The 19,510-nt window shown below is 71.1% G+C and carries 21 protein-coding genes; 9 read left to right on the forward strand and 12 right to left on the reverse strand.

From position 1 onward, the window contains the following. Positions 1 to 63 precede the first annotated feature (63 nt). Positions 64 to 1,020 (reverse strand): hypothetical protein, encoded by a 957-nt coding sequence (locus tag OG456_RS20570; protein WP_266563074.1) that lies wholly within the window; start codon positions 1,018 to 1,020, stop codon positions 64 to 66. Between the two features lie 189 nt (positions 1,021 to 1,209). Then, a complete protein-coding gene (locus OG456_RS20575; RefSeq protein WP_266563076.1) occupies positions 1,210 to 2,388 on the reverse strand; it encodes an acetyl-CoA acetyltransferase in 1,179 nt (392 codons plus the stop codon). 142 nt (positions 2,389 to 2,530) lie between these two features. On the opposite strand from OG456_RS20575, the gene OG456_RS20580 reads away from it, so the two are divergent. Further along, a complete protein-coding gene (locus OG456_RS20580; protein ID WP_266563082.1) occupies positions 2,531 to 3,733 on the forward strand; it encodes an acyl-CoA dehydrogenase family protein in 1,203 nt (400 codons plus the stop codon). Next, complete coding sequence (locus tag OG456_RS20585) at positions 3,733 to 4,209, forward strand: nitroreductase family deazaflavin-dependent oxidoreductase (RefSeq protein ID WP_266563084.1); 477 nt, start codon at positions 3,733 to 3,735, stop codon at positions 4,207 to 4,209. Before OG456_RS20580 ends, OG456_RS20585 begins: the two co-directional genes overlap by 1 nt. Positions 4,210 to 4,309: 100 nt before the next feature. Here OG456_RS20585 and OG456_RS20590 read toward each other — a convergent pair whose 3' ends face one another. Beyond that, positions 4,310 to 4,957 carry a TetR family transcriptional regulator gene (locus OG456_RS20590; RefSeq protein WP_100596046.1) on the reverse strand — a complete coding sequence of 216 codons (648 nt, stop codon included), beginning with the start codon at positions 4,955 to 4,957 and terminating at the stop codon, positions 4,310 to 4,312. A gap of 299 nt (positions 4,958 to 5,256) precedes the next feature. On the opposite strand from OG456_RS20590, the gene OG456_RS20595 reads away from it, so the two are divergent. Further along, on the forward strand, positions 5,257 to 5,940 hold the full coding sequence (locus OG456_RS20595) for a VOC family protein (protein WP_266563088.1): 684 nt from the start codon (positions 5,257 to 5,259) through the stop codon (positions 5,938 to 5,940). A 216-nt stretch (positions 5,941 to 6,156) separates the two neighbouring features. After that, entirely contained in the window at positions 6,157 to 8,568 is a 2,412-nt protein-coding gene (locus OG456_RS20600) for a PQQ-binding-like beta-propeller repeat protein (RefSeq protein WP_266563090.1), read from the forward strand. Here the strand turns inward: OG456_RS20600 and OG456_RS20605 are convergent. Then, on the reverse strand, positions 8,565 to 9,230 hold the full coding sequence (locus tag OG456_RS20605) for a hypothetical protein (RefSeq protein ID WP_266563092.1): 666 nt from the start codon (positions 9,228 to 9,230) through the stop codon (positions 8,565 to 8,567). The two genes, OG456_RS20600 and OG456_RS20605, sit on opposite strands and share 4 nt — an antisense overlap. A gap of 142 nt (positions 9,231 to 9,372) precedes the next feature. Here OG456_RS20605 and OG456_RS20610 point away from each other — a divergent pair, with 142 nt between their 5' ends. Beyond that, positions 9,373 to 9,972, forward strand: a complete 600-nt coding sequence (locus OG456_RS20610) for a hypothetical protein (protein ID WP_266563094.1) — start codon at positions 9,373 to 9,375, stop codon at positions 9,970 to 9,972. A gap of 22 nt (positions 9,973 to 9,994) precedes the next feature. Here the strand turns inward: OG456_RS20610 and OG456_RS20615 are convergent, their stop codons facing one another. The 3 genes from OG456_RS20615 to OG456_RS20625 all read right to left on the reverse strand — a co-directional run bounded on the left by OG456_RS20615 (position 9,995) and on the right by OG456_RS20625 (position 12,514). Continuing rightward, entirely contained in the window at positions 9,995 to 10,768 is a 774-nt protein-coding gene (locus OG456_RS20615) for an enoyl-CoA hydratase/isomerase family protein (protein ID WP_266563096.1), read from the reverse strand. Beyond that, the gene (locus OG456_RS20620) at positions 10,765 to 11,217 is read right to left on the reverse strand and encodes a Zn-ribbon domain-containing OB-fold protein (RefSeq protein ID WP_266563098.1); all 453 of its coding nucleotides are present in this window, start codon (positions 11,215 to 11,217) and stop codon (positions 10,765 to 10,767) included. The genes OG456_RS20615 and OG456_RS20620 overlap by 4 nt, the downstream gene beginning before the upstream one ends. 145 nt (positions 11,218 to 11,362) lie before the next feature. Next, positions 11,363 to 12,514 carry a lipid-transfer protein gene (locus OG456_RS20625; RefSeq protein WP_266563100.1) on the reverse strand — a complete coding sequence of 384 codons (1,152 nt, stop codon included), beginning with the start codon at positions 12,512 to 12,514 and terminating at the stop codon, positions 11,363 to 11,365. Between the two features lie 123 nt (positions 12,515 to 12,637). Between OG456_RS20625 and OG456_RS20630 the strand changes: the two genes are divergently transcribed. Beyond that, entirely contained in the window at positions 12,638 to 14,221 is a 1,584-nt protein-coding gene (locus OG456_RS20630; protein WP_266563102.1) for a FadD3 family acyl-CoA ligase, read from the forward strand. Here the strand turns inward: OG456_RS20630 and OG456_RS20635 are convergent. The 3 genes from OG456_RS20635 to OG456_RS20645 all read right to left on the reverse strand — a co-directional run bounded on the left by OG456_RS20635 (position 14,196) and on the right by OG456_RS20645 (position 16,971). After that, entirely contained in the window at positions 14,196 to 15,155 is a 960-nt protein-coding gene (locus tag OG456_RS20635; RefSeq protein ID WP_266563104.1) for an endonuclease domain-containing protein, read from the reverse strand. The genes OG456_RS20630 and OG456_RS20635 overlap by 26 nt on opposite strands. 696 nt (positions 15,156 to 15,851) lie before the next feature. Continuing rightward, positions 15,852 to 16,136 carry a DUF397 domain-containing protein gene (locus OG456_RS20640; RefSeq protein WP_266563106.1) on the reverse strand — a complete coding sequence of 95 codons (285 nt, stop codon included), beginning with the start codon at positions 16,134 to 16,136 and terminating at the stop codon, positions 15,852 to 15,854. Further along, the gene (locus tag OG456_RS20645; RefSeq protein ID WP_266563108.1) at positions 16,117 to 16,971 is read right to left on the reverse strand and encodes a helix-turn-helix transcriptional regulator; all 855 of its coding nucleotides are present in this window, start codon (positions 16,969 to 16,971) and stop codon (positions 16,117 to 16,119) included. The genes OG456_RS20640 and OG456_RS20645 overlap by 20 nt, the downstream gene beginning before the upstream one ends. Positions 16,972 to 17,154: 183 nt before the next feature. On the opposite strand from OG456_RS20645, the gene OG456_RS20650 reads away from it, so the two are divergent. From OG456_RS20650 to OG456_RS20660, 3 genes are read left to right on the forward strand one after another with little or no spacing between them, the layout of a single operon-like run. Next, positions 17,155 to 17,529: an ATP-binding protein gene (locus OG456_RS20650; RefSeq protein WP_266563110.1), complete on the forward strand. Its 375-nt coding sequence runs from the start codon at positions 17,155 to 17,157 to the stop codon at positions 17,527 to 17,529. Then, complete coding sequence (locus OG456_RS20655; protein WP_266563112.1) at positions 17,529 to 17,765, forward strand: hypothetical protein; 237 nt, start codon at positions 17,529 to 17,531, stop codon at positions 17,763 to 17,765. Before OG456_RS20650 ends, OG456_RS20655 begins: the two co-directional genes overlap by 1 nt. Positions 17,766 to 17,788: 23 nt before the next feature. After that, the gene (locus OG456_RS20660; RefSeq protein WP_266563114.1) at positions 17,789 to 18,631 is read left to right on the forward strand and encodes a DUF3626 domain-containing protein; all 843 of its coding nucleotides are present in this window, start codon (positions 17,789 to 17,791) and stop codon (positions 18,629 to 18,631) included. Positions 18,632 to 18,778: 147 nt separating this feature from the next. Here OG456_RS20660 and OG456_RS20665 read toward each other — a convergent pair whose 3' ends face one another. Next, positions 18,779 to 18,958 carry a hypothetical protein gene (locus OG456_RS20665; RefSeq protein ID WP_266563116.1) on the reverse strand — a complete coding sequence of 60 codons (180 nt, stop codon included), beginning with the start codon at positions 18,956 to 18,958 and terminating at the stop codon, positions 18,779 to 18,781. A 187-nt stretch (positions 18,959 to 19,145) separates the two neighbouring features. Then, positions 19,146 to 19,319, reverse strand: coding sequence for a sigma-like protein (locus tag OG456_RS20670; RefSeq protein ID WP_266563118.1), 174 nt, complete (start codon positions 19,317 to 19,319; stop codon positions 19,146 to 19,148). Positions 19,320 to 19,510: the final 191 nt, after the last annotated feature.

Consider the following 19,510-nt stretch of genomic DNA (forward strand, 5'->3'; position numbering starts at 1 on the left):
GTCGGACACCATCTCGGCCTTCCGGTGTGGGGGAATTTCCGAAATCTGTGGGGCGGGCGGGGGTCAGGTGCTGTGGGGGACCGGCAGGCCGCACGCGCGCCGCGCCCTGCTGAGCTGTTCCTCGGGGTCGCCGAAGACGCTCCACGGCATCCGGGACGCGTACGGGCCCATGGCCGTGAACACCGCCCGCGCCTCGAAGGCGCACTGCGCCATGTGCAGCGCGTGCGCCAGATACGCCAGGTCGAGGACCGGCGTGAAGCGGTAACCGGCCACCTGCGGCAGCCAGTTCCGGTACGCGCCGAGCGCCGTCGCCTTCCACTGCGGCTGGTCCCAGGTGTGCTCGGCGAGGAGGTGCGCCGGGTTGTGGCCCTCGACGAGGGTGACCAGGGGCAGCAGGCGCAGCGGGGACGAGGCCGGGGCGCGCTGGCTCAGATACGCGGCCACGTCCCAGGCCGCGTTCGGGCTGCCGCCGTGCCGGGTGAAGAAGAACGCCAGGAACTGGTGGTGGGCCTCGCGGTGCCAGGGATCGAGGCGCGTGACGTGTTCGAACTGGGCCCAGGGGCCGCGGGGTTCGGTGAGCAGGCCCTGCGGCGCGCGGTCACGGGGCCGCTGGAGGCGGGCCAGGGAGAGCCGGGCGGCCCACGGGGTGGGGTCCTTGGGCGCGAGGTCCGCGGCCCGGTCGCAGGCGGCGAGCGCTATCCGGCCCAGCGCCCCGATGCGCCGGTCGTGCGACTGGGCGGCGCGCAGGGTCCGGAACACGGCGACACGCGCCCACAGCAGGGCGGCGTCGGGGCCGGGCTCCTCCTCGAGCCAGCGTTCCGCGAGGTCGGAGTCGGCGGCGACGGAGGCCAGGACGAGGGAGCGGTGGGCGCGCAGTCCGAAGTCGCCGTGCGTCTCCTTGAGGACCGAGTGTGCGCCGAAGTAGCGGCCCGCCCGTAAATCCGTGCAGGCCCTGGCCAGCTCTCGGTCGTCGGCGGCGGGATGCCAGACGTAATGTCCTTCGAACGAGCCGGCGGTCATGCTCCCCTGCCACTGTTCTGCTTTTCCGTACGGACGACGGGGAGCACCCTACTCAGGTTCATGCCCTACGGAAACTGCGCATCCGAAATAACAGGTTCCGGGTTGTTTATGACGCGGCACATGAGTGGGGTCGGTTTATTGAAATTGCAAATTTGTTGTGCCGATTTCTGGTTTCTCATGGACGCGGCCTCAGGACGTACCGAGCACCACCGTTCCCGACGAGCAGAACCATCCGCCCGTACCGGACGCCACCGCGAGCCGCGGAAGCATCCCGCCCGTCTTGCGCACCTGGCGCTCCCCGGCCTCGCCCCGCAGTTGCCGCACCGCCTCCACCAGCAGGAACAGCCCGCGCATTCCCGGGTGTTGGGCCGACAGGCCGCCACCGTCCGTGTTCGTCGGGAGCCCGCCGTCCCGCAGCAGCCGCCCCTTCTCCACGAACGATCCGCCCTCGCCCTTCGCGCAGAACCCCAGATCCTCCAGCGTCACCAGCGTCATGTAGGTGAAGGCGTCGTAGATCTCCGCGAGGTCGATCTCGTCGGGCGTGACGCCCGCCCGCTCGAAGGCGAGCTTCCCGCTGACGGCCGCCGGGGACACGGTGAAGTCGTCCCACTCGGACATCGTCGTGTGTGACACGTACTCGCCCGAACCGAGCACCCACACCGGGGACTTGGCGCAGTCGGGCAGGAGGTCCTCGGCGACGAGCAGCACGGCGGCGCCGCCGTCCGAGCGTATGCAGCAGTGCAGTTTCGTGAACGGGTCCGCGATCATCGGCCCGTCGAGCACGTCGTCCACGGTGACGGGGTCACGGAACATGGCCTCCGGGTTCAGCGCCGCGTTCGCCCGCGCCTGCACGGCGACCTCGGCGAGCTGCTCCAGGGTCGTGCCGTACTCGTGCATGTGGCGCCGCGCCGCCATCGCGTACTTGGCGATCAGCGAGTGCCCGTACGGCACCTCGAACTGGAGCGGTCCGCGGGCGCCGAAGCTCAGGTTCGACGTGCGTCGCCCGGCCTTGATGTCGGCGCGGGCCGTCGACCCGTAGACGAGCAGGACGGCGCGCGCGTGGCCCTGGGCGATGGCGTCCGCGGCGTGCGCCGCCATGACCTCCCAGGTGGAGCCGCCGACCGAAGTCGAGTCCACCCAGCGGGGCTTGAGGCCGAGATACTCGGCGACCTCGACCGGGGCGAGGGTGCCGAGGCCCGCGCTGGCGAACCCGTCGACGACATCGGGGGTGAGCCCGGTGTCGGCGACGGCGCGGCGGGCGGCCTGGGCGTGCAGGGCGTACGGAGTGGCCTCGTCCACGCGGCCGCAGTCGGAGAGGGCGATGCCGGCGATGGCGACCCGGCGGGAACCGTGAAGTGCGGCAGTCATGAATCTGACGGTACATCAGATTCCCCGATCCGCCAGACGCTCTCTCTGTGCACATCTCTGTGCTTCCCGACCCCGCCGCCCTAACATGACGCACCGTCAGAGCAGGGGTTCCGGGGTCGCCGGGCCCCGGGGAGGAGCCCGTATGGACGCCGCCTTCACCGCGGAACAGGACGAGATCCGCCGCACCCTGCACGAACTCATGAACAAACGCTGCGGCCCCGAAGACGTCAAGGCCGCCGTCGCCACCCCGGCCGGCCACGACCCGGCCCTGTGGTCGGCCCTCGGTGGCGAACTCGGCCTGCCCGGCCTGGCGCTCCCCGAGCGATACGGCGGAGTCGGCTGCGGAACCACCGAACTCGCCCTGGCCTGCGAGGAGTCGGGCCGCGCCCTGGCCCCCTCCCCGCTCGTCGCCACCGCGGCGCTCGCCGCCCCGCTCGTCCTCGCCCTCGGCACCGAGGCGCAGCGCGCCGAACTGCTGCCCCGCATCGCGTCGGGCGCCCTGACCGCGACGCTCGCCGTACCCGGTGAGGGTCTCGCCACCGCGCTCGGCCTGACCGGCGACAACCGCGGCGACTGGTCGGGCGGCGGCCGCGCGGGCGGCGTCCAGGCCAGGCGGGACGACCGTCACGAGGGTGGCTGGCGCCTGTACGGACAGGCCGACCAGGTCCTCGACGGACACAGCGCCGGCCTCCTGATCGTCGCCGCGCACACCGGCGGCTTCGCCCGCTCACGCACCCTGCTCTTCCTCGTGCACGGCGACGCGGAGGGAGTCGTCAGGGCCCGCCGGACGTCCCTGGACGAGACGCGTCCCCGCGCTCGGGTCGAACTACGGGACGTGGCAGCGGAGTTGCTCGGCTCCGGCGAGGGCGACGAGGTGGCCGCGGCTCTGGCGGCCATGGGTGACGCGGCCGCGACCGTACTCGCCGCGGAAGCCGTCGGCGCCGCCGAGCGCGCCCTGGAACGGACCGTCGAGCATGTGCGCCGGCGCGAGCAGTTCGGGCGGCCCATCGGGTCCTTCCAGGCGGTCAAGCACCGCCTCGCGGACGTCTACGTCCAGGTGCAGGCGGCGCGCTCCGCGGCGTACTACGCGGCCTGGTCGGCGGGCTCCGGGAGCGGGGAGCGGACGGGCGGCCTCGCCCTCGCCCAGGCTCTGGAAGCTCTGCGCACCGCCGCGTCCGAGGCCGTCCAGTTGCACGGCGGCATCGGCTTCACCTGGGAGCACGACGCCCACCTCTACCTCAAGCGCGCGACCGGCGACGAACTGCTCTTCGGCCCCGTCCATCTGCTGCGCGCACGCGCCGCGGAATCCGCCGAGCTCTTCACCCGCCAGGAGGCGACGGCCTGATGGCACCACCTGGAGTACGACTGCTGCAGAAGGTCTCGTCGACCCGCGCCTTCGCCCGCGTCGCCCCCCACTTCATCCCCGCGATGGACCGCGCCGTGCACCGGCTCACCCGGGGAAAGGTGCTGCTCAGCGCCCAGATGCTGCCGGGGGTCATCCTGACGGCGCAGGGCGCGAAAAGCGGACTCCCGCGGCGTACGCCACTCGCCTGCATGCCCGAGCAGGGGGCCGGCACCTGGCTGCTGATCGGGTCCAACTTCGGCCGCCCGGGGCATCCCGCCTGGACGGCGAACCTGCTGGCCCATCCGGACGCCGACATCAACTGGAAGGGCGAGGACATCCCGGTCACCGCGCGGCTGCTCGGCTCCGCCGAGCGGGAGGAGGCCTGGGCGGCGGTGCTGAAGTTCTGGCCGCCGTACGCGACGTACCAGACGAGGGTGGAACGGGAGATCAGGCTCTTCCGGCTGGAACGCCGATAGGGCGGAGCAGGGGATGGAACTGCAACAGCGGCGGCTCACGTGACACGCGAACCGCCGCTGCTCGACAGGAACTGGAAAACCCCGAAGGACCGCTCCAGGGCTACTTCGTCGGCTTCTTGCCGGTGACGCCCAGGTGCACCAACAGGGCCAGGTTGGGCTTGAGTTCGGCCTGCTTGACGCCCCAGGTCTGGAAGCCCTTCTGATGCGAGGCCACCGCCGCGAGCATCGCGACGAGCGAACCGGCCATCGCGGCGGGGCTCACGTCCTTGTCGACCTTGCCCTTGGCCTGGAGCTCCTTGACCGTATCCGTAAGGGAGTTGTTCACGGAGTTCAGGATCTTCATGCGGATCTTGTAGAAGCGCTTGTCGCCCTCGGCCGCGCCGAGGTCGACGACGCGCAGGATCGCATCGTTCTTCCGCCAGAACTCGAGGAATCCGTCGACGAGTTCCTGCGAGGTCTGCCAGCCGGCCTTGCCGACCCATGAGCGGCCCTCGAGGAGCTGGGTCAACCCGGCGCCCTCCGTGGCCATTTGCTCGGCGATCTCCAGAACGGCGCCCTCGACGTCCGGGAAATACTGGTAGAAGGTCGCCGGTGAAGTGCCTGCCTTCCGAGCCACATCAATGACTTTGACGTCCCGGTAGGGCGAGGAGCTGAGCATCTCGCCGAGGCACTCCAGCAGCTTCTGACGCGTCGCCTGACCACGCCGTCCGGCCACGCGGCCGTCGACGGTACGTACTTGTCCTGTCATGCCGTCAGCTTACCGAGGGGTGATCGGAGCGCGATTCGGCCGACTGCAAATGGGGTTGAGGGCTCCGGCACATGGGTTGATGAGGGGTCGCCCGGGGCTTTTGCGCATGTGGGGGCCGGTGGGGTCGCACAAGTTATCAACAGCCTGTGGAAAACTCGGTGGATAAAATTGGCCAAGTGTTCGAATTGGCCGTGCCGCCGGCCCTCGGACGCGACACCCTGCCACCGAGGGGACACCCCTCCCCGCAGTGACGGACGGCACACCCGCGTACGGCAGGTGAACAGGAAGGACGCACGCCGATGGAGTTCGCCGAGGGCGCCCCCTGCTGGGCCGACGCCGCGCTCCCCGACGTGGAGTCGGGCAAGTGCTTCTACGGCGACCTCTTCGGCTGGACCTTCGACGAGGGCGCGGGCGCCGAGTACGGCTACTACACCCAGGCCTACCGCGACGGAAGGAACATCGCAGCCCTCACCCCGGACCGCGACGGGCGCACGCCCACCGGCTGGACCGTCTACTTCAAGGCCCGCGACGCCGAGAACGTCGCCTCCGCCGTAAGGGACTGCGGCGGACACCTCCTCGTCGAACCCCTCTCCATCGGCCCCTTCGGCACCATGGCGCTCGCCGCAGACCCCGAAGGAACCGTCTTCGGCCTCTGGCAGGCCGGCACCCACACCGGCTTCGAGACCCAAGGGGAACCCGGGACGTTCCGCCGGACCGAGCTCCACGCGCGCGACAAGGCGGCCGTCGCCCCCTTCTACGCGTCGGTCCTGCGGCAGGGCGCCGCCGGCCTCGGCATATCCGTCGCCCGCAACGCCCCGGCCCGCTTCCTCGTCCACTTCGCCGTCACCGACTGCGAGGCCACGGCCGACGCCGCCACCCGCCTCGGCGGCCGCGTGAAGGAAGAGCCGATCGACACCCCGTACGGACGCGTGGCCGTCCTCACCGACAACCAGGGCGCCGCCTTCGCCGTCCACCAGGGCTGAACAGGCCCCTCCCGCTTCCCTCCCGGCCCCTTCCCGCCCCCGCGGAAACCACCCGTAATGCGGTACCTCTCCCGTGACACCCCGATTTGCCCCCGGGTTCGCAACCGGAGCCCCGTACAGGAAGAATCGGGGTGCGTGCCGCCGTAGCGCTTCGGTGGTGAGACGCTGAGCGGGGACTGTGCACAGCGACCCGGTCCCGTACGGGGAGGCAGGCAAGTGGTGGATCAGCTGACGCAGCACGATCCGAGGCGGATCGGCCCGTTCGAGGTCCTTGGACGGCTCGGCGCCGGCGGCATGGGACTCGTCTATCTCGCGCGCTCGGCCTCCGGCCGGCGCGTGGCGATCAAGACCGTGCGGACCGAACTCGCCGAGGACCAGCTCTTCCGCGTCCGCTTCACCCGCGAGGTCGAGGCGGCCCGCGCCGTATCCGGCTTCTACACGGCAGCCGTCGTCGACGCCGACCCGCGCGCCGCCGTGCCGTGGCTCGCCACCGCCTACGTCCCCGCGCCCTCCCTCGAAGAAATAGTGAACGAGTGCGGGCCGCTGCCGGCCCAGGCGGTGCGCTGGCTCGCCGCCGGAATCGCCGAGGCCCTCCAGTCCATCCACGGCGCGGGGCTCGTCCATCGCGACCTGAAGCCGTCGAACGTGCTCGTCGTCGAGGACGGCCCCCGCGTCATCGACTTCGGTATCGCCTCCGGCGTCTCCAACACCCGCCTGACCATGACGAACGTCGCCGTCGGCACCCCCGCCTACATGTCGCCCGAGCAGGCCAAGGACTCCCGGAGCGTCACCGGGGCCTCCGACGTCTTCTCCCTCGGCTCCACCCTCGTCTTCGCCGCCACCGGACACGCCCCCTTCCACGGCGCCAACCCCGTCGAGACCGTCTTCATGCTGCTGCGCGAAGGCCCCGACATCGAAGGACTGCCCGCCGAACTGCGGCCCCTCATCGAGTCCTGCATGAAGATGGAGGCCCCGCTGCGGCCCTCGCCCGCGGACCTCCAGGCCCAGCTCGCCCCGCACCTCTTCGGCTCGGGCAGCGACGACAGCGGCACCGCGTCCGCCTGGCTCCCCGAGCGCTCCGTCGCGCTCATCGAGGAACGCAGGGGCGGACGGCCCCCGGTCAAGAACAGCGGTCCCGGTCGTGGCGGCAGCGGCGGCCGTGGCGTGCACGGCGGCGGCCCCGGCCCCATGCCGGCCATGCCCGCGCAGCCCCCCGGCCCGCCCCCGTCCCATGCCCCCGGCACCGGCGGCTGGCGCCCCGCGCCCGCACCTGTCGGCACCGCGGGCCTCGCCCCCGACGCCGGCCCCGTGCGCCTGGCCGGGGCGCAGGTCCCGATCGGCCCCGGCCCGCGCGTCGCCGACGCCCGCGCCGCCGCAGTGAAGGCACCGCCCGCCGACGCCGGCCTCGCCGCGTCCTGGTCCCGCCCCAAGACCGGCGTCAACGGCACCCCCGATCCCGTGGTCCCCGCTCCCGCCCCCGCACCCGAGGCGGGCGCCGCCTGGCGCCCCTGGCGCTTCCGCATGTCGAACGACGTGTGGGGCACCCCGTCCGTGGCCGGCGACCTCGTCTACGTGACCTCTTTCGAGGTACACGCGCTCGACGTGTCCACCGGCCGCCGCCGCTTCAAGACGCGCGACGTCGCCTGGTCCATGGCCGTCGCCGACGGCCGGATCCACGCCTCCGACGGCCCCACCCTCTACGCGCTCGACGCCCGCGAGGGACACGACCTGTGGCGGCTCCAGACCGACGCCTGGGTGTACTCCCTCAAGGCCGACCGCGGCACCGTCGTCACCGGCACCCGCGGCGGCGGCGTCCAGGCCTGGGAAGCCGTCAACGGCGACAAGCTGTGGGAGATCACCGGCGCCCAGACCGACTTCGAGTCCCCCGAGGCCGGACCCGTCATCCACGACGGCACCGTCTACGTCTGGCAGGACGCCCGGCTGCGCGCGCTGGAGGCCCGTACCGGCGAGGAGCGCTGGTCGTACCCGATCGGCGACGCGGCCTCCTGCGGCGGCGTCCCCGTCCGCCTCACCCAGGCCTCCGACGGCTACGTCTACGTGGCCGCCGGCACCCGCGTCCTGGCCGTCGACGTCGTGAGCGGCCATGTCCGCTGGCACTTCGAGGCGCCCGCCGTGTTCCTCTGCCCGCCCGCCTTCGCCCCCGGACCCGCCGTCACCGGCGGCGGCGTCTACCTCGCCGACCACCTCGGCACCGTCTACGCCCTCGACGCCACCGACGGCCGCGACCGCTGGCGCATCGCGACGGAACCCCGCCCCTCCTCCGTCGAACCGGTCCTCGTCTCGCACGGCCACGTCCACGTGGGCAGCGGCCAGGGCCTCTACACGCTCGACGCCGTCACCGGCACGCCCAAGTGGCGCTTCCAGGCGGGCGGCGAGGTCGTCGGCTCGCCCGTGGTCGCCGACAACCGCATCCACTTCGGCGCCACCGACCACCTCCTCTACACCCTCAAGGCCGACGACGGCCGCCTCCGCTGGAAGCTCGCCACGGGCGGCGAGATCACCGGCGCACCCGTGGTCAAGGACGGCGTGGTGTACGCGTGCAGCAAGGACCGCTGCGTGTACGCACTGGACGCGGAAAAGGGCACCGGGACGGCTTCGGCGCGCTAGGGCTTGTCGCCGGGCCGCCCACCCGGGTGCCCCTGCTGCCCCTCCTCGTACGGGGGCTCCTCGTAAGGGGGATCCGGGTACGGGGGCTGGTCGGCGTACGGCTGCATCGGGCCCTCCAGCGTGTGCTGGGGCCCGTCGAGCGTGGGCGCCGGGGGCGGCACCGGGTCGGTGAAGTGCGTGGGCTCCGGGCCGCTGTCACCGGGGTACCCCTGGTCCGCGTACTCGGGCAGCCGCGGCTGCCGCTTCTGCCGCCCGCTCATCACGGCCGCACCGAGCAGCAGCAGCGCGCCGCCGACGACCGCGCCGGCCACTCCGAGCCCGAGCCCGGAACCGTCACCGGCCACCACCATCCGCCCCTCGGCCTGCCCCACCCGCACTATCCACAGCACGGTGAACGCGAGCACCACCACGCCCGCGCACGCGACGAGCAGCCGCGACCGCAGCACGATCCCGATCAGCGTCGCCGCCGCGGCCACCGCGAACGGCAGGAGGAGGGAACCGAACAACGTCGCGCGCGCGTCGGTCACTCCGGCACCCGTGAACAGGTCACCGAGGCGGTAATAGCGCCCGTGACGGCCGTCGTACCACGCACGGAAGGGGCTGGAAACGGCGGCCGTCGCTCCGAGGAGAGCGAGGATCGACCCAAGGACGTTGCGGACCATGCGCAGCCTCCTGAGTCCGGCCCGGTTCGGCTCTCGGTCCCGACGCTACGCCGGGACCACACCCCTCGCCACGTGGCGCTGCTACGGTGTCGGGTCGCCAAAAGGAACGCAAGGATCACCATATTTTCGGGGGAGCAGAAGGATGCTGCGACGAGGGTTGAAGCTCACGGCACTGGCGGCCGTGGTCGTACTCGCACTGACCGGATTCTCGACGGGCCGCGGCCACGGGTCGGGCAAGAGCAGGGGGAGCGGCAGCCACAGCAGCAGCAGCGGAGGCGGCTGCTCCAGCTCGAAGCAGAACCACAGCGGATCGTCGTCGAGCACGACGGGCGGTTCGAGTTACGACGATGACGACGACTCGTACGGCAGCTCCAGCTCGGGCTCCTCGGGCTACACGTCGGGCGGCAGCAGCTACAACAGGCGCCCCACCCGCACCCCCAGCACCTCCAGCACCTCGGGGAGCGGCCGGAGCGCCGACATCACGGCGAAGGTCCTCAAGTGCGCGGGCAAGGACTCCGCGTACGCGTCCGTCGAGCTCAGGAACCGCGGCAGCCGGGACGGCCGCTACAACCTCACCCTTCACTTCCAGGACGCGAGCGACATCACGGTCATCGACGGCACCACGTCCGTCACCGTCCCGGCCAACGGCACGAAGGTCGCCAAGGTGAAGCCCGGCGGCGGCGCGGACCTGCTCCAGTCCATCGACCACTGCCGGCTCGACGGAGCCCCGGCCCCGAGCTGAGGCACTGCCTCCCCGCCGCCGGTCACCGCACCCGGAACCCGCCCGGCCGCCGCGCGGAGAACAGCTCGGCCTGCCGCTCCGGAGGCAGATTGCCCAGGGCGATCAACTGCGGCGCGTGCGCGAGGGCCTGCGTGCGCGCCGCCTCCTTGGCCGCCCACACCGCCCGCACCGTGCCCTGCACGGCCTCGGTCGGATACGACGCGATCGTCTCGGCGCAGCGCACGGAGGCCGCCAACGCGCCGCCGGGCGCGGTCAGTTCGGACACGAGCCCGGTCTCGTACGCGCGCCGGGCCGAGATCCGTTCGGCGGTCCCCATGAGCGCCATCCGCGCCACCTCGCCGAACGGCATGCGCTGGGCGAGGTGGATGGTCTCGTAGGCGCTGACCATGCCGTAGGTCGTATGCGGGTCGAAGAACGTGGCGCTCTCGTCGGCGACGACGAACTCGCTCTCGCCGATGAGATAGAACGCCCCGCCGCACGCCATCCCGTTGACGGCGGCGACGACGGGCTTCCACAGATCGTTGGTCTTGGGCCCGACCGCGACGAGCGGATCGTCGACGCTGTACGGGGACTGCGGCTGTGGCACCTCGGCGTCGCGGTCGATGCCCGTGCAGAAGGCCCGCTCTCCGGTGCCGGTGACGACGACGGCGCGCACCGAGGCGTCGAACCTGAACCCCCGCCAGACGGCGGTGAGTTCGTCGACGGTCGCCAGGTCGATCGCGTTGTGGCGTTCGGGCCGGTCGAGGGTGACGACGGCGACCCCGGTCTCCTTGTCGGTCTCGACACGCACGCTCACGGCCGCTCCAGAACCCAGCGTGGCATCGTCACGCCGTCGACGTCGGTGAAGACGACCTGCACCTTCGCGCCGATGCGCAGCCGTCCCGGGTCGACGGAGTTCAGGGCCGCGTCGGCGGAGGCGACCAGATTCCCGACGAGCCGGATCCGGGGCGCGTCCGCCAGCTCGACGATGATCGCGTTGTACGGGGCGACGGCGGCGTACGCGGGCAGCAGCGGCGGATGCGGGACGACGTAGGACCAGATCCGCCCCCGCCCGCTCATGAGCCGCCACTCACTCTCGAACGACCCGCAGTGCGGGCAGCAGGGACGAGGCGGGAAGCGCAGCTCACCGCAGGCGGGAGAGGCGCAGGCCTGGATGCGGAGTTGGGATTGGGCGGCGTAGTGCCAGAAGGGTGCACCGTCGTCATCGATGACAGGTGACAGATAACAGCTTTCAGATTCTGTCATTGGTCAATCCAACTTCCCTCTTCGTCATGGGTAAGTCCAACTCCGCCAGGGAGGCGGCAGCGGCCACGGCAACAGCCCTGGCCCCGGCAACAGCCCCGGCCCCGGCCTCGGCCTCGGCTGCGGCCACGTCGCCTCGCCGCGACAGTCACGCCCCCCGCAGCAGCAAGGCCGACGTAGGTACCCCCTCGCCCGCCGTCACCAGGCACGTCCCCGCCCCCGGTACCTGCGCCGTGCTGATGCCGCGCAGTTGTTTCACGCCCTCGTTGATCAGGTTGAAACCGTGGACGTACGCCTCGCTGAGCCCGCCCCCGCCGGTGTTGAGCGGCAGTCGCCCGCCGATCTCCAGCGCCCCGCCCTCCGTGAACGCGCCGCCCTCGCCGCGCCCGCAGAACCCGTAGCCCTCCAGGGACAGCGGGATCAGCGGCGTGAACGCGTCGTAGATCTGCGCGACGTCCACGTCCTCCGGCCCGAAGTCCGCCTGTTTCCACAGGTGTCGGGCCGCGGTCCACGCCGGCCCCGTCAGCGGATCGTCGTTCCAGTAGTTGACCATCCCGTGGTGCTGGGACGGCAGCCCCTGCGCGACCGAGTGCACGTAGACCGGCTTCTGGCGGCAGTCGCGCGCCCGCTCGGCGGAGACGATGACGCACGCCAACGCGCCGTCGGTCTCAAGGCAGTTGTCGAAGAGGCACAGCGGCTCGCTGATCATGCGGGCCGTCATATACATGTCGCGCGTCAGCGGCCGCTCGTACATCATCGCGGCCGGGTTCTGGTTGGCGCGGTTGCGGCAGGCGAGCGCGACGTTGAAGAGGTGGTCCCTGGTCGCCCCGTACTCGTGCATGTAGCGCCGCGCGAGCATCGCTATCTCGTCGGCGGGGCGCAGCAGCCCGTACGGGCGGGTCCACTGTGCCGGCGTCGGCAGCTGGACCGCCGTGTTCTTCCACGGGCGCGGCCCCGACCCCCGCTTGCGCGACCGCCACGCGACCCCGACGCTCGCCTGCCCGGTGGCGACGGCGGCGGCCAGATGCGCGACGGTCGCGCACGATCCGCCGCCCCCGAAGCCCACCTTGCTGAAGAAGGTCACGTCCCCCGCGCCGACGGCCTTGGCGACCTCGACCTCGTCGGTCTCCTCCATCGTGTACGAGGCGAAGGCGTCGACCTCGGACGGCGCGATGCCCGCGTCGTCGAGCGCGCCGAGGATGGCCCGGCAGGCCAAAGTCTTTTCACTTTCCGGAAGTTGTTTGCCGAAGGCCGTCTGCCCGATCCCCACTATGGCCGTCGCATCCTTGAGCCCCGCCATCGCAAGCCACCTCCGCACGCCGTGATGCCACCACGATCGTCCCGTCTGCTGACAGCGCGTCAGGCTACCGTTAATCTGACGGATAGTCAGCTACGGGTCGGCTACGGGTGTGGAGGTCGTGCGATGCGCGGGGACCTGGAGTGGGGCACCGTTCCCCAACTGGTGCATGCGGCAGCCGAACGGTACGGGGAGCGTGAGGCCGTCGTCGAGGGCCGTGCGCGCATCTCGTACGCGGAACTCGGCGACCGCGTCGAACGGGCCGCCGCCGCGTGCATCGCGAGCGGCGTCGAACCCGGCGACCGGGTCGCGGTCTGGGCGCCCAACACCCTCGACTGGATCGTCTCCGCCCTCGGCGCCGTGAGCGCGGGCGCGGTCCTCGTCCCCCTCAACACCCGCTTCAAGGGCGCGGAGGCGGCCTACGTCCTGGCCCGCTCCCGCGCGAAGCTCCTCTTCGTCACGGGTACGTTCCTCGGCACGTCCTACGTGGCGTCCCTGCGCCGGGCGAACGTCGATCTCCCCTACCTGGAACAGGTGGTCGTCCTCTCCGACACGGCCCCCGACACCTCACCCGACCACGAGGACCCGCGCGTCTGGCGGACCTGGAAGGACTTCCTGGCGGGCGGCGAGGGCGTCTCGGGCGAGACGGTCCGGGCCCGCGCGGCGGGAATCGCCCCGACCTGCCCCTCCGACATCATCTTCACCTCGGGCACCACGGGCCGCCCCAAAGGCGCGGTGATCAGCCACGCCCAGACCCTGCGCGGCTACGCGATCTGGTCCGACCTGGCCGGCCTGCGCGAAGGCGACCGCTACCTGATCGTGAACCCGTTCTTCCACACCTTCGGCTACAAGGCGGGCATCATCGCCTGCCTGATGCGCGGCGCGACGATGGTCCCGCAGCCAGTTTTCAACGTGGACACGGTCCTCGCCAACATCGCCGCCGAACGCATCTCCGTACTCCCCGGTCCGCCCACGCTCCACCAGTCGATCCTGGACCACCCGAACCGCACCGCCCACGACCTGTCGGCGCTACGGCTCGTGGTGACGGGAGCGGCGGTGGTCCCCCTGCAACTGGTTGAACGCCTGCGCGGGGAACTGGGTGTGGGCACGGTCCTGACGGCGTACGGCCTCTCCGAGGCGAGCGGCATCGTGACGATGTGCCGCCGCGGCGACGAGGCGGCGGTGATCGCGTCGACGTCCGGACGGGCGATACCCGGCACGGAGGTACGCGTGGACTCGCCCGGCCCCGGCGAACCCGGCGAGGTCCTGGTCAGGGGCTTCAACGTCATGAGCGGCTACTTCGAGGACGAGGACTCGACACGCGAGGCGTTCACGGAGGACGGCTGGCTGCGCACGGGTGACGTGGGCGTCCTGTCCGACTCGGGGAACCTTCGTATCACCGACCGCATCAAGGACATGTTCATAGTCGGCGGCTTCAACGCGTACCCGGCCGAGATAGAGCAGCTCCTCGGCCTCCACCCGCACGTGGCCGACGTCGCCGTGATCGGCGTCCCGGACGGGCGGCTGGGGGAGGTCGGCAAGGCATACGTCGTACGGCGCCCGGGTGCCGTCCTCACGGCCGACGACCTGATCGCCTGGTCCCGCCGCGAGATGGCGAACTACAAGGTGCCGCGCGAGGTGGAGTTCCTGGCCGAACTCCCGCGCAACGCCGGCGGGAAGGTGGTCAAGGGGGAGCTGCGGGGCCGGTGAGCCCCGTAGCCGGTAGCTGCCCGAGGGCGGCACGGATCTCCTCGACCATCCGCTCGGGCCGCTGGAAGACGTCGGCGGCGGTGTAGCGCAGGAGGAGGCGGACCTCCGGGCACTGGAGCACCTGGTTGAAGCGGTCGATGTCTCGCCGGTGCGCCTCCCGGGAGCCGTGGTACGCGTAGCCCTCGATCTCGACGGTGAGCCCTTCCGCCCGGAACAGGAAGTCCAGGAAACGGCGCCGCCCGTCCGGCGTACGCAGTTCCACCTGGCTCTCGGGGCGCAGGCCCGCGTCGTGCAGGCGCAAGCGGGCGATGGTCTCGGCGGGGGACCCTGCGCCGGGGTCCACGAGCTTCAGCAGGCCCCGGCCACGGGACGCCCCGAGCAGTGGCGCCTCCAGTTCGGCGGCGAGCGCGGCGGCGGTCGTGAGCGGGGCTCGGCGCACCTGGCCCACCGTGCGCCGGGTGAGGGCCGACTCGACGGCGACCAGCGCGTCGTCCGTAGGACCGCCTGCCCGGAGCAGGTCGGCGACGGTGCGGTTCACGTGCGTGAGGCGCAGCCCCCATCGGACCGCGATCTCGCTCGGCGCGAGGGGCATGCGGTGGACGCGTACCTCCGTCCCCTCGCGGCGGAGCGTGAGCCCCGGGTCGGTGAACTCCAGGATGCCGCTGAGTACGGGGGTGAGCGTCTCGATCCGCCAGAGCGCGGCGGCGCTGCGGTGACTGACGACGAGACCCGGCTTGAGGAGCTGCACGGCGCGCAGGCGTATCGGCAGGTCGGGCCTCCGCCCGGGCTCGCCCCACGCCCCGGCGTGCAGCCGAACCCACCCTTCGCTGCGCAACCGCCGCGTGAGCGTACGCCCCGCCCACCCGGCTTCCAGCGCGGCCGAGGTGAGCAGCACCCCGCCCCGCGCCAACGCCCGCAACTCCGTCCCCGCCATGAGACGACTCTGCCGGAGCGCGGGATGCGGCGCTCCGGCCTGTGGATAACCAGCCGGCTCCTGGAGGCTCCTGGATGAGCCCCACTTCCAGACCCACTCTCGATCGCGCACCTCTCACAGTGCGCGGCGAGGTTCATCAAGACGCCGTCGACATCCAGGCCCTGCTTCCGCTCGCCTCCCAGCCCAGCCCAGCCCAGCCCAGCCCAGCCCTGTCCCTCGGGGCCGTCGCGCACTCGTGATGGCCCGGGCCCCGCTGTGCGGCGATCTATCCCGGGACGCCTCCGGCGGTCGGACAACTGCGTGGCTCTTCGCGTCCGGGTCGCACTCCCGGCGTCAGCCACTCAGTCCCGGGCGAGTCCCGAGCTGCCGCGCGCAGCGCCCGGATCTCGCCCATGGCGCGACGCCACGCCTCGGGCTCCCCGGTCGGGGTCCGCGCCGCGCACTCGCCGGCCCGCAGCCCCGGCAGCAGTGGGCGGTAGGCCGACAATCTCCAGGGCGATGCCCCAGTCCCCAGAAACGGAACGAAGGGCCTCAGGTTCCCCGCGCTCACGGCCAGGGCAAGCACCTCATCCCCTTTGCGCTCGGGCCCGGGGAGTCGGTGTGATGTCGAGGATTGGCGGATATGGGTCAGGGGGCGTGCGCTGTGAGCGGGGTGGGGTGGCCGGGATCTGCCAATGGCCTGGATTCGGGGCTGGGTCAGCGCTTCAGGTTTGCTACGAAGGTGGCCCAGGCGGGGGTACGGAAGAGGAGGACGGGGCCGCCGGAGTGGGCGGTCTTGGAGTCCCGAACGGGGACGAGGGCGGGGTGGCCGTCGGCTACCTCGACGCAGTTCCCGCCATCGCCGTTGCTGTAGGTGCTTTTACGCCAGTGGGCGGCACCGGGAAAGGCTTCGGCGATCTCGACGCAGTCACCGCCGTCACCATTGCTGTAGCTGCTCTTTCTCCAGCGCGCGCCGCTCAAGTCAAAGTCTTTGCTTGCCATTTCGGTAATCCTCAGCCGCTTCCTCGGTCAGGGCGAGGGACGCCTCCGGCGGCAGAGCGGCGGCCCTGAGCCGATCGTATGCCTTGCGGTATTGCTTCACGAGGGCCGGATCGTCGATGGTGTCACCGCTGTACGGCGACTCTGTGTAGACCAGCGGCGGTGCATCAACAAAGGTCATGATCTTGGCTGCGCCGAGCATCAGGGGATGCGCCCCGCAATTCCACGGAAGGATCTGTGGAGTGATCCGGTGCCGATGCGCCAAGGCGGCGATGCGGTCCAGCTGTTCGGCCATTTCCTCGGGTGGGAGGATGGGCAGTCGTAGCAGCGATTCATGCAGGATCGCCCAGTACTCGGGCGTCGAGTGGTCGTCGTCGAAGAGGCGGGCCCGCGCCAGGCGGGCGTTCACCTTGGCGTCGGTCCTCTCCTGGGGTTCGAGGGGATGCGTTGCCCGTACGACGGCACGGGCGTAGGCCCCGGTCTGGAGGAGGCCCGGGATGAGGGTCGGGCACCACTCCTCGATGACCTCCGCGTGCTTCTCCGCCTCCAGGACCTTCTCGAAGTAACTGGCGTGACCGACCCGCCGGGCCTTGCGCACCTCTTCGCAACGCCGGCCGAAGAACCCGTCGGTCTCCAGGACCCGGTCCACGTGTTCGGCGAGGTCGCGCGGCATGCGGCGCTCGCCGCGTTCGATCTCGCTGAGGTGGCTCTGGCCGTAGAAGCTGCCCTCCACGAGCTGTTGGAGCGTGAGCCCGGCTGCCTCCCGTTTCCACCGCAACTCCTTGCCGTAGAAGCAGGGGACGCTCTCCGAGCCGTCGATGTCCTTGCGTCGCACCATGCGCTACCGCCGATTCCACAACTGCCGGGCTCAGTTCCACAGTTCGGGTCCGGGAACCCAAACCCTTTTACGGTACGCCGCCCCGCGCCACTGTGTGACTGATTCGTCACGGAGTGCACTCGACGGGAAGGCGTACGCATGCACCACCAAACCCCCACCGCTGCCGGCGTGAAGGTAGTGAGCATGTCCGAACTGGCCGTCGACCTGCTCGCCGTTCCGAAGGCCGTGCCCGAGCTGCGCAGAGCGGTGCGGGGGCACTTGGGTGCGGCGTGCGCGGAAGTGCAGCTCTGCGTCAGTGAGTTGCTGGGGAATGTGATCCGGCATGTGGGGGAGGGGACGCCGGTTCGCGTGCGGGTGGCGCGGGTGGCAGGCGTCGGGATCCGGGTCGAGGTGACGGACCCCGACCCACGCGTGCTCCCCGTGCTCCTGCACGCGACGGGGGAGGACGAGTCGGGGCGGGGCCTCGTACTGCTCGACGCGATGGCGCTCAGGTGGGGCGTGGAACAAGGCGCGGCGTCGAAGACGGTGTGGTGTGAGGTCGAGGTGGGGGAGGCGTAGTGCTGCTGACCTTGCTCGGGCGGGTGCTCACGTGGTTGCTGCCGGGCGGGGGCACCCGGCGCCGGACTGTCCCGATGCAGGCGGCAGGGCCGGTCGCGCCGCCCCCGCGTGCGCGGCCCCGCAGTCCGTACGCACGCGAGGCGGCGGCGGACCACCGAGTCGACGTGTCCGACGAGCCGCTGACCCGCCCCTACTACCGCTACTACGGCGCGACGGAATCCATGTGCGCCGGCTGATCGGCTTGGGGAACACTGCGCGAATGAGCTCCGAAGCCTCCCGGACACCGCAGGAACGGGCCCTTCGTCATGTCGCGTCAGTGGCGACGGGCCCTCCGGTGGACCCGTCGCTGCGGGTGACGCTCAACTTCCACCCGGACCGCCCGCTGCTCGGCAGGCCGATCCTGGACGCTCTGGCCGACGACGGTCTCTACCAATCGCAGTTCGTGACGGGTACGAGCAACGGCGGCCTGACCGCGTATCCCGGAGGGGACAGGTGGCGCTGGGAGAGCCGGATCTTCGACGGGTCTTATGACGAGGCTGCTGCTCATGAGCGGCCGGTCTACGGGGCGTTGAACTTCCGCCGTAAGGCGGCGGGCGCGGCGCCGAGGTTCGGCTCCGCCCATTTCCGGCTGACTGCGGAGGCGGTGGCGCGGACCACGTTCTGCTACCCGGACAGTTTCCTCGAGCCCTCGGATTTCGGTGTCGCCGCCCGTATGGGGCTCATCGGCCTGGCCCTGGCCGACAGCCAGGACGACCTGGACGACTACATCGAGGCGCAGGTGCACGGGCCGGTCCGGCTGAACTGCCATGTGGAGGCACTGGTCTTGGACCCGTGCTACCGCGACTCCCCGGTCGAGTCCGCGGCGCTGCGCCTCGGCTGCCCGGTGGACTGGCACCCGGGATTCCGTCTCGCGGTCGAGGAACTCCGCCTTCATCCGGAATACCGAGGCCAGGAGTACGTCGACCTGGCCACGCGGATCGCGATCGGCGGCGTGCTCGATCCCCGCATCATCGGAGACGCGTCCCGCGCCGGCCACTATGCCCCGCAGTCGGTCAAGAAGGTGTGGCACTACCTGGCGCGCTTCGGGCCACGAAGTCCTTAGGTCCTGGCTACTGCTCCCCGCCGGAATGTCTCCGGGACCGCTCCGACGCCCCCGCGCGGCGGCAGTGTGGTGCCGCGGGAGGTCGCGGAGAGGGTACGACGATGGAGCCGAGCTCGGTGAGCTCGGCCCCATCGAGGAGGTACTGGATCAGGGCATGTGGCTGTCCAGCGGCGCAACCGGCATGTGGCTGTCCAGCGGCGCAACCGGCGCGTGGCTGTCCTTCGGGGACACCGGTGCATGGCTATCTGCCAGCGCGGGCGCTGCCGCGCCCGCTGCAACGCCGACGACCATGGCAGCGGTGACGAGGATCCTCTTGGTGCGCGTCATGGCAACTCCTGGGATATGAGAGGTCATTCGGACATCAAGTGACGCTAGTGGCAGGAGATCGATATTCGATGGAATCGAACAGTTTCTGCCAGATTTTGGCCGACCGAGCCGCCTCGCCCGGACACGACTCGGCCGCGACGGCTCCCCCTCCGCGCCGCCGCGGCCGATCCCCGTCGGGAAGAAAGTCTCAGGCGTCCTTGGACGGAGCCGGCGCGTGGTTGTCCATCGTGGTGATGGTGTCGTCGGCCGGCGGCGCGGGCGCGTGGTTGTCCATCGTGGTGATGGTGTCGTCGGCCGGCGGCGCGGGCGCGTGGTTGTCCATCGTGGTGATGTCTTCCAGCTTCTTCTCTGCCTTGCTCATTGCCATGAACCCCTTCTAACGCGACCTGATGACAGAACCCTTGTCCGGCAACTCCCCCGAGGGTCGCCGGACAAGGGTCGTAGTGGGCGCTCACCTGCGAGGCAAGCCCCGACGATCCGTTTGCCCCCCGACGCGGCGGATCGATGACCTAAGGATGTCAGGCAGGTATAAACGTTCAATGAACGCCCCAG

Source organism: Streptomyces sp. NBC_01446 (genome assembly GCF_026340095.1).
In the GTDB taxonomy this organism is placed as follows: Bacteria; Actinomycetota; Actinomycetes; order Streptomycetales; family Streptomycetaceae; genus Streptomyces; species Streptomyces aureus.